The 13,137-nt window shown below is 70.8% G+C and carries 11 protein-coding genes; 10 read left to right on the forward strand and 1 reads right to left on the reverse strand.

The window, feature by feature from the left end:
- Positions 1-216 precede the first annotated feature (216 nt).
- A complete protein-coding gene (rpsD, locus tag H295_RS0124985; RefSeq protein WP_020138086.1) occupies positions 217-831 on the forward strand; it encodes a 30S ribosomal protein S4 in 615 nt (204 codons plus the stop codon).
- A 31-nt stretch (positions 832-862) separates the two neighbouring features.
- Here the strand turns inward: rpsD and H295_RS0124990 are convergent, their stop codons facing one another.
- A complete protein-coding gene (locus H295_RS0124990) occupies positions 863-3,085 on the reverse strand; it encodes an ATP-binding protein (RefSeq protein ID WP_020138087.1) in 2,223 nt (740 codons plus the stop codon).
- A 150-nt stretch (positions 3,086-3,235) separates the two neighbouring features.
- Here H295_RS0124990 and H295_RS0124995 point away from each other — a divergent pair, with 150 nt between their 5' ends.
- From H295_RS0124995 to aroB, 9 genes are all read left to right on the forward strand, one after another.
- The gene (locus tag H295_RS0124995; RefSeq protein WP_028809722.1) at positions 3,236-3,664 is read left to right on the forward strand and encodes a DUF948 domain-containing protein; all 429 of its coding nucleotides are present in this window, start codon (positions 3,236-3,238) and stop codon (positions 3,662-3,664) included.
- Between the two features lie 10 nt (positions 3,665-3,674).
- Positions 3,675-4,016 (forward strand): hypothetical protein, encoded by a 342-nt coding sequence (locus H295_RS0125000; RefSeq protein ID WP_020138089.1) that lies wholly within the window; start codon positions 3,675-3,677, stop codon positions 4,014-4,016.
- Entirely contained in the window at positions 4,016-6,688 is a 2,673-nt protein-coding gene (alaS, locus tag H295_RS0125005; protein ID WP_020138090.1) for an alanine--tRNA ligase, read from the forward strand. Before H295_RS0125000 ends, alaS begins: the two co-directional genes overlap by 1 nt.
- Positions 6,688-7,152, forward strand: a complete 465-nt coding sequence (ruvX, locus tag H295_RS0125010; protein WP_015661798.1) for a Holliday junction resolvase RuvX — start codon at positions 6,688-6,690, stop codon at positions 7,150-7,152. The genes alaS and ruvX overlap by 1 nt, the downstream gene beginning before the upstream one ends.
- Before the next feature lie 122 nt (positions 7,153-7,274).
- On the forward strand, positions 7,275-9,026 hold the full coding sequence (gene mltG / locus H295_RS0125015) for an endolytic transglycosylase MltG (protein WP_020138091.1): 1,752 nt from the start codon (positions 7,275-7,277) through the stop codon (positions 9,024-9,026).
- A gap of 68 nt (positions 9,027-9,094) precedes the next feature.
- Positions 9,095-9,934 (forward strand): shikimate dehydrogenase, encoded by an 840-nt coding sequence (locus tag H295_RS0125020; protein WP_020138092.1) that lies wholly within the window; start codon positions 9,095-9,097, stop codon positions 9,932-9,934.
- Positions 9,935-10,130: 196 nt separating this feature from the next.
- Positions 10,131-11,315, forward strand: a complete 1,185-nt coding sequence (gene aroC, locus H295_RS0125025; protein ID WP_028809723.1) for a chorismate synthase — start codon at positions 10,131-10,133, stop codon at positions 11,313-11,315.
- Positions 11,316-11,341: 26 nt separating this feature from the next.
- Positions 11,342-11,824: a shikimate kinase gene (locus H295_RS0125030; protein ID WP_051135604.1), complete on the forward strand. Its 483-nt coding sequence runs from the start codon at positions 11,342-11,344 to the stop codon at positions 11,822-11,824.
- Positions 11,821-12,912: a 3-dehydroquinate synthase gene (aroB, locus tag H295_RS0125035; RefSeq protein ID WP_020138095.1), complete on the forward strand. Its 1,092-nt coding sequence runs from the start codon at positions 11,821-11,823 to the stop codon at positions 12,910-12,912. Before H295_RS0125030 ends, aroB begins: the two co-directional genes overlap by 4 nt.
- Positions 12,913-13,137: the final 225 nt, after the last annotated feature.

The following is a 13,137-nucleotide window of genomic DNA, read 5'->3' on the forward strand; positions in this document are numbered from 1 at the left end:
CCCAGGGGGCTCCAGGAGCGTCGCGCACCGTTCGAATGGTGTCGCGGGCAGCCCACCACCGTACGCGGTAGGTGGGCCACTCGCGTGCTGCACGTATGTGCCCAGACCAGGGGAGCGGCTGCCCACCAGGTCCCTCGCGGACCTTGCGGGTTTCCCCGGCTGCGGATTGCGACCTCCCTCAACCCTGACGAGCCGAACACCGAGAAATGAGAGATCGTGGCGAACCAGTCCCGCCCCAAGGTCAAGAAGTCGCGTGCCCTCGGCATCGCGCTGACCCCGAAGGCCGTCAAGTACTTCGAGGCCCGTCCCTACCCCCCGGGTGAGCACGGCCGTGGCCGCAAGCAGAACTCGGACTACAAGGTCCGTCTGCTCGAGAAGCAGCGTCTGCGTGCGCAGTACGACGTGTCCGAGCGTCAGCTCGTCCGCGCCTACGAGCGTGCCTCCAAGGTTCAGGGCAAGACCGGTGAGGCCCTGATCATCGAGCTCGAGCGCCGTCTCGACGCGCTGGTCCTGCGTTCGGGCATCGCCCGCACGATCTACCAGGCCCGCCAGATGGTCGTCCACGGCCACATCGAGGTCAACGGCCAGAAGGTCGACAAGCCGTCCTTCCGTGTCCGTCCCGACGACGTCGTGATGGTCCGCGAGCGCAGCCGCAGCAAGACGCTGTTCGAGGTCGCCCGTGCCGGTGGCTTCGCCCCCGACGGTGAGACCCCGCGCTACCTCCAGGTGAACCTCGGCGCCCTGGCGTTCCGCCTGGACCGCGAGCCGAACCGCAAGGAGATCCCGGTGATCTGCGACGAGCAGCTCGTCGTCGAGTACTACGCCCGCTGATCACCGGCAGGCCGTAGCACCACGCACCACCTCAGCCCGCCGTCTCCCCGCCCTTCCGGGTGGGCGAGGCGGCGGGTTCGTGCGTTCCGAGGACCTGGTGAGCGGGTTGCACGGGCCCTCGCGGCGCCGGCGGCCCCGCGTGCGGGCGGGCCCGCCCCAGCGCCCGTGCCACCGCCGCCTCCCGCCCCAGGGCCCGCCCCTGTCGTACGCACTCCTCGTACCGTCCGTCGCCCAGCCGCTGCCGGGCCATCGCCTCGCACAGTTCGTGCGGGGCGTTGTAGTAGGCGGAGCCGAACAAGGGGAGACCCACCGAGGGCCACAGCGCGGCCGCCGCGCCCTGGAGCACCGCCGCCTCGGCCGGGTCGCCCTGGGCGGCCGTGACCAGGGCGAGCAGTTCGATCGACAGGACCGAGCCGAGCAGGTCGTGGAAGGCGTGCGCACAGCTCAGACAGTCGGTGAGCAGCGCACGCGCGCGGGCCGGGTCGCCCTCGCTCCAGGCCGCGTACGCCAGGACGTACAGCGCGTACGACCGCGCCCACCGCTCGCCGTGGTCCGCGCAGACCCGGCTGACCTCCTCGCACAGCCGCACCGCGTCCGGCAGGTCGCCCAGGAAGGCCCGGGCCATCGCGAGCTCGACCTGCCCCATCAGCACATTGCTGTTGAGCTCGCCGATCTCCTCGTAGCGCGCCAGGGCCGAGCGCAGCAGGGTTTCCGCGCGAGGCATGTCGTCCGAGACCAGCGCGAGACAGCCGGTGCGGTGCTCGGCGTACGCCACCGCGGTCGGGTCCGAGGCCCGCCCGGCCTCCTCGCGGCACCGCTGGAGGGCCGCCAGCGCGGGGACGGTGTCGCCCTGGAGGATCGCCACATAGCCGAGCACCCACAGCGCCTTCAGCCGGGCGTGCTCGCCACCGGACCCCGGCTCGGGCTGTCCGTGCGGGTCAGGTTCGCCGTGGGCCTCCGGCTCCCCGTGCGGGTCGGGTTCCAGGCTGCGCTCCAGCCAGTGCCGCCCCTCCGAGAGCCGGCCGCAGCCGACCCAGCAGAACCAGAGGGAACCCGCGAGATGCCGGGCCAGTTCCATGCCGTCGGGCTCGGTCAGACAGTGCTCCAGGGCGCAGCGCAGGTTCGGCAGCTCGGCCTCGATCCGGGCGGCCACCTCGTTCTGCCGCGGGGAGAACCAGTCCAGTTCGCACCAGGTGGCCAGGCCCACGTACCAGTCGCGGTGCCGCCTGCGCAGCCGGACCGCGTCACCGGTCGCCTCCAGCCACTCGGCGCCGTACGCGCGCACCGTGTCGAGCATCCGGTAGCGGACGCCCGTCGCGGTCTCCTCGCGAGCCACCACGGACTGGGCGAGCAGCGCCGACAGCACGTCCAGGACGTCGTCGCTGCGCAGACCGCTGCCGCTGCACACGTACTCGGCGCTCTCCAGGTCGAACCGCCCGGCGAACACCGACAGCCGCGACCACAGCAACCGCTCCTCGGGCGTGCACAGTTCATGGCTCCAGCCGATGGCCGTGCGCAGCGTCCGATGCCGGGGCAGGGCGTCCCGGCCGCCGCCGGCCAGCAGCCGGAACCGGTCGTCGAGCCGCTCCAGCAGCTGATCCGGGGACAGCGCCCCCAGCCGCCCCGCGGCCAGTTCGACCGCCAGTGGGATGCCGTCCAGACGCCGGCACAGCTCCCGTACACGAGCACCGTCCGCCACCGGCAGACCCCGGCGTCCGGCCCGCTCCCTGAACAGCTCCACGGCCTCGTCCTCGGCCAGCGGGCCCAGCGCGAGGAGCTGCTCACCGGACACGGCCAGCGGCCTGCGGCCCACGGCGAGGACGGAGACTCCCGGTACCCGCCCCAGCAGCTCGACGACCAGGTCCGCGCACGCGTCCACCAGATGTTCGAAACCGTCCAGGACCAGCAGGAGCCGGCGCCCGGCGAGGTGGGCCAGGAGGGTCTCGCGCGGTGACCGCGTGGTGTGGTCCGTCAGACCGAGCGCCTCCACGACCGCGTGGTCGACGAACTCCGGATCGCGTACGGCGGCCAGCTCGACGCGCCACGTTCCGTCGGGCGGTGCGCACCCGCCGCCGGTCACCCGCGCCGCGAGCCGGGACTTGCCGATGCCGCCGGGGCCCGTCACCGTGACCAGTCGCGAGGAGTCGAGCGCCCGCGCCAGAGCGGCGAGTTCGGCGCGCCGGCCCACGAAGCCGTCGAGCTCCAGGGGGAGGTTGCCGTTCGCCCCGGTGTCCCCGGGCTGATGACCGCGCATGGAACACGGAGCGTACTCAAGCGTGTTCCCTCCGTACAATCGTCGACGGCGACCCGGCCACGGGCGAGGGGTAATCCGGTGCGGAGCGCCGTGCTCGGCGCGATAGGCTCGGCTGCGTTACCCACAGGTGTTTATGAGAGCAGGTGTCAGGTGTCCGGTGGAGAGGTTGCCGGGATCCTGGTGGCCGTCTTCTGGGCGATCCTGGTCTCCTTCCTCGCCGTCGCGCTGGCGAGGCTGGCCCAGACGCTCAAGGCGACCACCAAGCTCGTCGCGGACGTGACCGACCAGGCGGTGCCGTTGCTGGCCGACGCCTCCACCGCCGTGCGCTCCGCGCAGACCCAGATCGAACGGGTCGACGCGATCGCCTCGGACGTCCAGGAGGTCACGTCGAACGCCTCCGCGCTGTCCACCACCGTCGCCTCCACCTTCGGCGGCCCCCTGGTCAAGGTCGCGGCCTTCGGCTACGGCGTGCGCCGGGCGCTCGGCGCACGCAGGGACGACGAGGTGCCCGCGAAGGCCTCCCGACGTACCGTGATCGTGGGCCGGGCGGTATCCCGGGGCCGCGGGAAGAGGGACTGAGGCTCTAGAGATGTTCCGCCGTACTTTCTGGTTCGGCACGGGCGTTGCCGCCGGTGTCTGGGCCACCACCAAGGTCAACCGCAAGCTGAGGCAGCTGACTCCCGAGAGCCTCGCCGCCACCGCGGCCAACAAGGCGATCGAGACGGGCGCCCGCATCAAGGACCGCGCGGTCGGGTTCGCGCTCGACGTCCGCGACAACATGGCCCAGCGGGAGGCCGAGCTGACGGACGCGCTCGGGATCCGTGAGAGTCCCGAACTGCCCGCACCCCGGCGCATCGCCGCCATCGAGAACACCACGTACACCACGAAGTCGTACAAGACGCACCCGTACAACCGGAATGAGGACCACTGATGGAGTCGGCCGAGATTCGCCGCCGCTGGCTGAGCTTCTTCGAGGAGCGCGGGCACACCGTCGTCCCTTCGGCGTCGCTCATCGCGGACGACCCGACTCTGCTGCTCGTCCCCGCCGGCATGGTGCCCTTCAAGCCCTACTTCCTGGGTGAGGTCAAGCCGCCCTTCAAGCGTGCGACCAGCGTCCAGAAGTGCGTGCGCACACCCGACATCGAAGAGGTCGGCAAGACCACCCGCCACGGCACGTTCTTCCAGATGTGCGGCAACTTCTCCTTCGGCGACTACTTCAAGGAAGGCGCCATCAAGTACGCCTGGGAGCTGCTCACCAGCCCCCAGGACAAGGGTGGTTACGGCCTCGAGGCCGACCGGCTGTGGATCACCGTCTACAAGGACGACGACGAGGCCGAGCGCATCTGGCACGAGGTCGTCGGAGTGCCGAAGGAGCGCATCCAGCGCCTCGGCATGAAGGACAACTACTGGTCCATGGGCGTCCCCGGACCCTGCGGCCCCTGTTCCGAGATCAACTACGACCGCGGCCCCGAGTTCGGCGTCGAGGGCGGCCCCGCCGTCAACGACGAGCGGTACGTGGAGATCTGGAACCTCGTCTTCATGCAGTACGAGCGCGGCGAGGGCATCGGCAAGGACAACTTCGAGATCCTCGGCGAACTGCCCAGCAAGAACATCGACACCGGCCTCGGACTCGAGCGCCTCGCGATGATCCTGCAGGGCGTGCAGAACATGTACGAGATCGACACCTCGATGGCCGTCATCAGGAAGGCCACCGAGCTGACCGGTGTCGCGTACGGCGACGCCCACGACTCGGACGTCTCCCTGCGCGTGGTCACCGACCACATGCGCACCTCCGTCATGCTCATCGGCGACGGCGTCACCCCCGGCAACGAGGGCCGCGGTTACGTGCTGCGCCGCATCATGCGCCGCGCCATCCGCAACATGCGTCTCCTCGGCGCCACCGGTCCCGTCGTGCTCGACCTGATCGACACCGTGATCGCCATGATGGGCCAGCAGTACCCCGAGCTGGTCACCGACCGCGAGCGCATCGAGAAGGTCGCCGTGGCCGAGGAGAACGCCTTCCTCAAGACGCTCAAGGCCGGCACCAACATCCTCGACACCGCGGTCACCGAGACCAAGGCCTCGGGTGGCTCGGTTCTCGCCGGCGACAAGGCGTTCCTGCTCCACGACACCTGGGGCTTCCCGATCGACCTCACCCTCGAAATGGCCGCCGAGCAGGGCCTGTCGGTGGACGAGGACGGCTTCCGGCGCCTGATGAAGGAGCAGCGGGAGCGCGCCAAGGCGGACGCCCAGGGCAAGAAGACCGGCCACGCCGGCGCCGGAGCCTACCGGGCGATCGCCGACCAGGCCGGGGCGACCGAGTTCCTCGGCTACTCGGACACCGAGAGCGAGTCCACCATCGTCGGCATCCTCGTCGACGGCACCTCCTCCCCGGCCGCCACCGAGGGCGACGAGGTCGAGATCGTCCTGGACCGCACCCCCTTCTACGCCGAGGGCGGCGGCCAGATCGGCGACACCGGCCGCATCAAGGTGGACACCGGTGCCGTCATCGAGATCCGTGACACCCAGAAGCCGGTCCCGGGCGTGTACGTGCACAAGGGCGTCGTCCAGTTCGGTGAGGTCACCGTCGGAGCCAAGGCCCACGCCTCGATCGACGGCCGCCGCCGCACGGCCATCGCCCGCGCCCACTCGGCCACCCACCTCACCCACCAGGCGCTGCGGGACGCCCTCGGCCCGACGGCCGCGCAGGCCGGCTCCGAGAACCAGCCCGGCCGTTTCCGCTTCGACTTCGGCTCGCCGTCCGCCGTTCCCACGGCCGTGATGACCGACGTCGAGCAGAAGATCAACGAGGTCCTGGCCCGCGAACTCGACGTCCAAGCCGAGGTCATGGGCATCGACGAGGCCAAGAAGCAGGGCGCCATCGCCGAGTTCGGCGAGAAGTACGGCGAGCGGGTCCGCGTCGTCACCATCGGCGACTTCTCCAAGGAGCTGTGCGGCGGCACCCACGTGCACAACACCGCGCAGCTGGGTCTGGTCAAGCTGCTCGGCGAGTCGTCCATCGGCTCCGGTGTCCGCCGTATCGAGGCACTGGTCGGTGTCGACGCGTACAACTTCCTCGCCCGTGAGCACACCGTCGTCGCCCAGCTGCAGGAGCTGATCAAGGGGCGCCCGGAGGAGCTTCCGGAGAAGGTCTCCGCCATGCTCGGCAAGCTGAAGGACGCCGAGAAGGAGATTGAGAAGTTCCGCGCCGAGAAGGTCCTCCAGGCCGCGGCCGGTCTCGCCGAGTCCGCCAAGGACGTCCGCGGGATCGCCGTCGTCACCGGTCAGGTCCCGGACGGCACCACCCCGGACGACCTGCGCAAACTGGTCCTCGACGTGCGCGGCCGCATCCAGGGCGGCCGGGCCGTCGTCGTGGCCCTCTTCACCGTCAACAACGGCAAGCCGCTCACGGTCATCGCCACCAACGAGGCCGCCCGCGAGCGCGGTCTCAAGGCCGGTGACCTGGTCCGTACGGCCGCCAAGACCCTCGGCGGCGGCGGTGGCGGCAAGCCGGACGTCGCCCAGGGCGGCGGCCAGAACCCGGCCGCGATCGGCGAGGCCGTGGACGCGGTGGAGCGCCTGGTCGGGGAGACGGCCAAGTAATGCGCAGAGGCCGTCGACTCGCGATCGACGTCGGGGACGCCCGCATCGGGGTCGCCTCGTGCGACCCCGACGGGATCCTCGCCACTCCGGTGGAGACGGTCCCCGGGCGGGACGTTCCCGCAGCTCAACGCCGGTTGAAGCAACTGGTCGAGGAGTACGAACCGATCGAGGTGGTCGTCGGCCTCCCGCGCTCCCTCAAGGGGGGCGAGGGCCCGGCCGCGGTCAAGGTCCGCGGCTTCGCCCAGGAACTCGCGAAGGGCATCGCGCCCGTTCCGGTCCGGCTGGTCGACGAGCGGATGACGACCGTGACGGCCAGTCAGGGACTGCGCGCATCCGGAGTGAAATCCAAAAAGGGCAGATCGGTCATTGACCAGGCAGCCGCCGTGATCATCCTCCAGCAGGCCCTGGAATCCGAACGGGTGTCAGGTAAAGCACCCGGCGAGGGCGTCGAAGTGGTCATCTGATCGCGATACGGTAACGTTCCGCGCGACTGCGACACTGTTCGAACAGGTGCCGCACAGAGAGAGGCGGATCGGATGCCGGGCCACAAGCCGCGCGACTGCCGCCTCGCGGCTCTAGGGGATCGATGACTGAGTATGGCCGGGGCCAGGAAGGCTCCGAACCGTGGCATCCGCAGGACCCGTACTACGGGGACGGCGGATGGGAAGGGCAGCAGGCCCACACCGGGCATCAAGCTGCCTACGGTGGCCAGCAGCAGCACTACCCCCAGGAGCCGCAGCAGCAGGAGTACGGCGACTGGAGCAACGGTCAGCAGGGCGACTACGGACAGGCGCAGCAGCAGTACCAGCAGTACGACCCGAACCAGGGCTACGACCAGCAGGGTCAGGGCTACGACCAGCAAGGCCAGGCCTACGACCAGCAGGGCCAGGCCTACGGTCAGCAGCAGTACGCCGCTCAGCAGCACCAGCAGCAGTACGCGCAGCAGCAGTACGACAACGGCGGCTGGGGCGCCGGCACCCAGGTCCCCTACCAGGACCCCTCGGACCCGTACGGTCAGCAGGCCGCGGCCTACGCCACCGGTGAGCAGCCCGACCAGTACGGCACCCCCGACGCGTATCCGCCGCCGGAGCCACCGAACCGTCGCCAGGCCGAGCCGGAAGCGCAGCCGACCGACTGGGACCCCGGCCCTGACGAGGGCGAACACGCCTTCTTCGCGGGCGGTGGCGACGACGAGGACGAGGTCGACGACGAGGGCGGCCGGGGCGACCGCAGGGGCCGCGGCGGCAAGAAACCCAAGAAGCGGCGCAGCGGATGCGCCTGCCTGGTGGTCCTGCTGGTGTTCGGCGGCGGGCTCGGCACGGTCGGGTATTTCGGCTACCAGTTCTACCAAAATCGTTTCGTCTCGGCGCCGGACTACACCGGTGACGGCACCGGCGACAAGGTGGCCATCACCATCCCCTCCGGCGCCAACGGAGCGGAGATGGGCCGGCTCCTCAAGGCGGCCGGCGTGGTCAAGAGCGTCGACGCCTTCGTGGCCGCGTTCGCCCACAACAGCGACTCGGGCAAGATCCAGGCGGGTTCGTACCTGCTGAACAAGGAGATGTCCGCCGAGAGCGCCGTCGCGCTGATGCTCGACCCCAAGAGCCAGAACAACCTGATCGTCCGCGAGGGCGAGCGCAACACCGCCGTCTACGCGGACATCGACGAACGCCTGAAGCTGTCGAAGGGCACCACGGCGAAGGTCGCGAAGCAGAAGTACAAGGACCTCGGGCTGCCCGACTGGGCGCTCGGCCACTCCCAGCTGAAGGACCCGCTCGAAGGGTTCCTCTACCCGTCCGCCTACGCGATCCCCAAGGGCGGGAAGCCGGAGGACGTGCTCAAGGACATGGTCGGCCGGGCCAGCCAGAAGTACGAGGACTTCGGCCTGGAGAAGAAGGCCGAGAGCCTGGGCCTGGACGGCCCCTGGCAGCTGCTCACCGTGGCGAGCCTCGTGCAGGCCGAGGGCACCAGCCACGACGACTTCCGCAAGATGGCCGAGGTCGTCTACAACCGCCTCAAGCCGGGCAACCCGCAGACCTACGGCTCCCTGGAGTTCGACTCCACGTACAACTACGTCAAGAACCAGAGCAAGATCGACCTGACGATCGCCGAGCTCAAGAGGTACAACAACCCGTACAACACGTACTACGTCAAGGGTCTGCCGCCCGGGCCGATCGACAACCCCGGCGAGGAGGCCATCAAGGGGGCGCTCAACCCGACCCACGACGGGTGGTACTACTTCATCTCGCTGGACGGCACGACCAGCAAGTTCACCAAGACGCTCGCCGAGCACGACAAGCTCGTGCAGGAGTTCAACGCGTCACGGAAGAAGGGCTGAGGACCGGACGTCACAGCCGGGCGGTCGGTCCCTGGTCCTCGCGTGACAACGGATCAAGGAACGGTTCCATGACAACTCGGGCCACCGCCGCCCGCCGGGCCGCCGTCCTCGGCAAGCCCATCGCCCACTCCCTCTCGCCGGTCCTGCACCGGGCCGCCTACGAGGAACTGGGGCTCACCGACTGGTCGTACGACCGCTTCGAGCTCGACGAGGCCGCCCTGCCCGGCTTCGTCGAGGGCCTCGGCCCGGAGTGGGCCGGGCTGTCGGTGACCATGCCGCTCAAGCGGGCGGTCATCCCGCTGCTCGACGGGATCAGCGAGACGGCCGCCTCGGTGGAGACGGTCAACACGGTCCTGTTCACCGAGGACGGCCGCCGCCTCGGCGACAACACCGACATCCCCGGCATGGTCGCCGCGCTCCGCGAGCGCGGAATCGAACAGGTCGACTCGGCGGCCGTCCTCGGCGCCGGCGCCACCGCCTCCTCCGCGCTCGCCGCGCTCGCCCGGATCTGCACCGGCGAGGTCGTCGCCTATGTGCGCAGCGAGGCCCGGGCCGCCGAGATGCGGCAGTGGGGCGAGCGCCTCGGCATCGAGGTGCGCACCGCGGACTGGGCGGACGCCGCCGAAGCATTGCGTGCCCCCCTGGTCGTCGCCACCACCCCGGCCGGCGCCACGGACGCGCTCGCCCACGCGGTGCCGGAACGTCCCGCGGCCCTCTTCGACGTGCTCTACGACCCCTGGCCCACCGAACTCGCGGCCCGCTGGTCGATGACCGGCGGGGCCGTGGTCGGCGGACTCGACCTGCTGGTGCACCAGGCGGTGCTCCAGGTCGAGCAGATGACGGGCCTCGGGCCCGCGCCCGTGGAGGCGATGCGCAAGGCGGGCGAGCACGCGCTCGCGGCCCGCTGACGTCGGTCCGGAGGCCGGGCAGCACGCGCTCGCGGCCCGCTGACGTCCGTCTGCTGGACCTGTGACCGGTGGTGGGCGCCGGACGTGGGAGGATCGGAGGTGGCGGGCCGGGGCCGCGCACCTGGTCGCGCCGTTGCCGTACGCGAGGACGCGCGTAAGCAGGGCAGTACCAGGGCGCGAGCACTGAGGAGCACCGTTGAGCAGGTTGCGCTGGCTGACCGCGGGGGAGTCCCACGGTCCCGCACTCGTGGCGACGCTGGAGGGCCTTCCCGCTGGTGTGCCGATCACCACGGAGCTGGTGGCGGACCACCTGGCGAGGCGTCGGCTGGGTTATGGCCGCGGTGCCCGGATGAAGTTCGAGCAGGACCAGGTCACCTTCCTCGGCGGGGTCCGGCACGGACTCAGCCTCGGTTCCCCGGTCGCGATCATGGTGGGCAACACCGAGTGGCCGAAGTGGGAGCAGGTCATGTCGGCCGACCCCATCGACCCGGAGATCCTCGCGGGCCTCGCGCGCAACGCCCCGCTGACCCGCCCGCGCCCCGGCCACGCCGACCTCGCGGGCATGCAGAAGTACGGCTTCGACGAGGCCCGGCCGATCCTGGAGCGGGCCTCCGCGCGGGAGACCGCGGCCCGGGTGGCGCTGGGCGCGGTGGCCCGGTCGTACCTGAAGGAGACGGCCGGCATCGAGATCGTCAGCCATGTCGTCGAGCTGTGCTCCGTGAAGGCCCCGGCCGGGGTGTACCCGACCCCGGCCGACGTCGAGAAACTGGACGCGGACCCGCTGCGCTGCCTGGACGCGGACGCGTCGAAGGCGATGGTGGCCGAGGTCGACCAGGCCCACAAGGACGGCGACACCCTCGGTGGCGTGGTCGAGATCCTGGCCTACGGCGTCCCCGTGGGCCTCGGCTCCCACGTGCACTGGGACCGCAAGCTGGACGCCCGGCTCGCCGGTGCGCTCATGGGCATCCAGGCGATCAAGGGCGTGGAGCTCGGCGACGGCTTCGAGCTGGCCCGCGTGCCCGGATCGAAGGCGCACGACGAGATCGTGAACACCCCCGAGGGCATCCGCCGGGTCTCCGGCCGCTCCGGCGGCACCGAGGGCGGGCTGTCCACGGGTGAACTCCTGCGCGTGCGGGCGGCGATGAAGCCCATCGCGACCGTGCCGCGGGCCCTCCAGACCGTCGACGTGAACACCGGAGAGGCCGCGCAGGCCCACCACCAGCGCTCCGACGTCTCCGCCGTCCCGGCCGCCGGCATCGTGGCCGAGGCCATGGTCGCCCTCGTCCTCGCGGACGCGGTGGCGGAGAAGTTCGGCGGCGACAGCGTGCCCGAGACCCGTCGCAACGTGACCTCGTACCTCGAGAACCTGGCCATCCGGTGAGCCCCCTCGTGGTGCTCGTCGGTCCGATGGGCGTGGGCAAGTCGACGGTCGGGCGGCTGCTGGCCGAGCGGCTCGGCACCGGCTACCGGGACACCGACGACGACATCGTCGCCGAGCAGGGCCGCGCCATCGCGGAGATCTTCGTCGACGAGGGCGAACCGGCCTTCCGTGCCATCGAGAAGGCCGCCGTGGCCCGCTCGCTCGCCGAGCACGACGGCGTCCTCGCGCTCGGCGGCGGCTCGATCCTCGACGCCGACACCCGCGCCCTGCTGGCCGGGCAGCGGGTGCTGTACCTGTCGATGGACGTCGAGGAAGCGGTCAAGCGCACCGGCCTCAACGCGGCCCGCCCGCTGCTCGCGGTCAACCCGCGCAAGCAGTGGCGCGAGCTGATGGAGGCCCGGCGCTCGCTGTACGAGTCGATCGCCACGGCGGTCGTGGCCACCGACGGCCGTACCCCCGAAGAAGTCACCGACATCGCGCTGGACGCACTGGAGTTGAAGGAAGCATGAGCGAGGCAGTGACGCGCATCCAGGTCGGCGGCACCGCGGGCAGCGAGCCGTACGAGGTCCTGGTGGGACGTCAACTCCTGGGCGAACTGGGCGCGTTGGTGGGGGAGAAGGCCCAGCGGGTCGCCGTCATCCACCCCGAGGCGCTCGCCGACACCGGTGACGCGCTGCGCGCCGACCTCGCGGAGCAGGGCTTCGAGGCCGTCGCCATCCAGGTGCCGAACGCGGAGGAGGCCAAGACCGCCGAGGTCGCCGCCTACTGCTGGAAGGCGCTCGGACAGTCCGGCTTCACCCGCTCCGACGTCGTGGTCGGTGTCGGCGGCGGTGCCACCACCGACCTCGCCGGGTTCGTGGCCGCGACCTGGCTGCGCGGGGTGCGCTGGATCGCCATCCCCACCACCGTGCTCGCCATGGTCGACGCGGCCGTCGGCGGCAAGACCGGCATCAACACCGCCGAGGGCAAGAACCTCGTCGGCGCCTTCCACCCTCCCGCCGGTGTCCTGTGCGACCTGGCCGCGCTGGACTCCCTGCCGGTCAACGACTACGTCTCCGGACTCGCCGAGATCATCAAGGCCGGTTTCATCGCCGACCCGGTGATCCTGGAGCTCATCGAGTCCGACCCCGAGGCGGCGCGGACCCCCGCGGGACCGCACACCGCCGAGCTCATCGAGCGCTCGATCCGGGTCAAGGCCGAGGTCGTCTCCTCCGACCTCAAGGAGTCGGGCCTCAGGGAGATCCTCAACTACGGCCACACCCTGGCCCACGCCATCGAGAAGAACGAGCGGTACAAGTGGCGGCACGGCGCAGCCGTCGCCGTAGGCATGCACTTCGCCGCCGAACTGGGCCGTCTGGCGGGCCGGTTGGACGACGCCACGGCCGACCGGCACCGCACCGTCCTGGAGTCGGTCGGTCTGCCGCTGCACTACCGCTACGACCAGTGGCCCAAGCTCCTGGAGACCATGAAGGTCGACAAGAAGTCCCGCGGCAACCTGCTGCGGTTCATCGTCCTCGACGGACTGGGCAAGCCCACCGTTCTGGAGGGCCCGGACCCGGCCGTGCTGCTCGCCGCGTACGGAGAGGTCGGCCAGTAGCTCCCCGTGACGGGCGTCGCGTCGCGGGCGGTGAGGCCGGCCGGTAGGTCCCGTGACGGGCGTTCCGCCGGATTCGCCTTGTGTCAGGGGCACTTCGGGCCGTCCTCGGTCGTTTCACCGAATGCGGGTCCAGGGCGGTACCGTTCGGTGGCGAGCGGGGTAGGTACCGCCCTGTAACCAGCGCCGGCGCCCCGACGGGACGCCGGCCGACCAAGACGAGACGGA

Source organism: Streptomyces sp. 351MFTsu5.1 (assembly GCF_000383655.1).
GTDB lineage: Bacteria > Actinomycetota > Actinomycetes > Streptomycetales > Streptomycetaceae > Streptomyces > Streptomyces griseorubiginosus.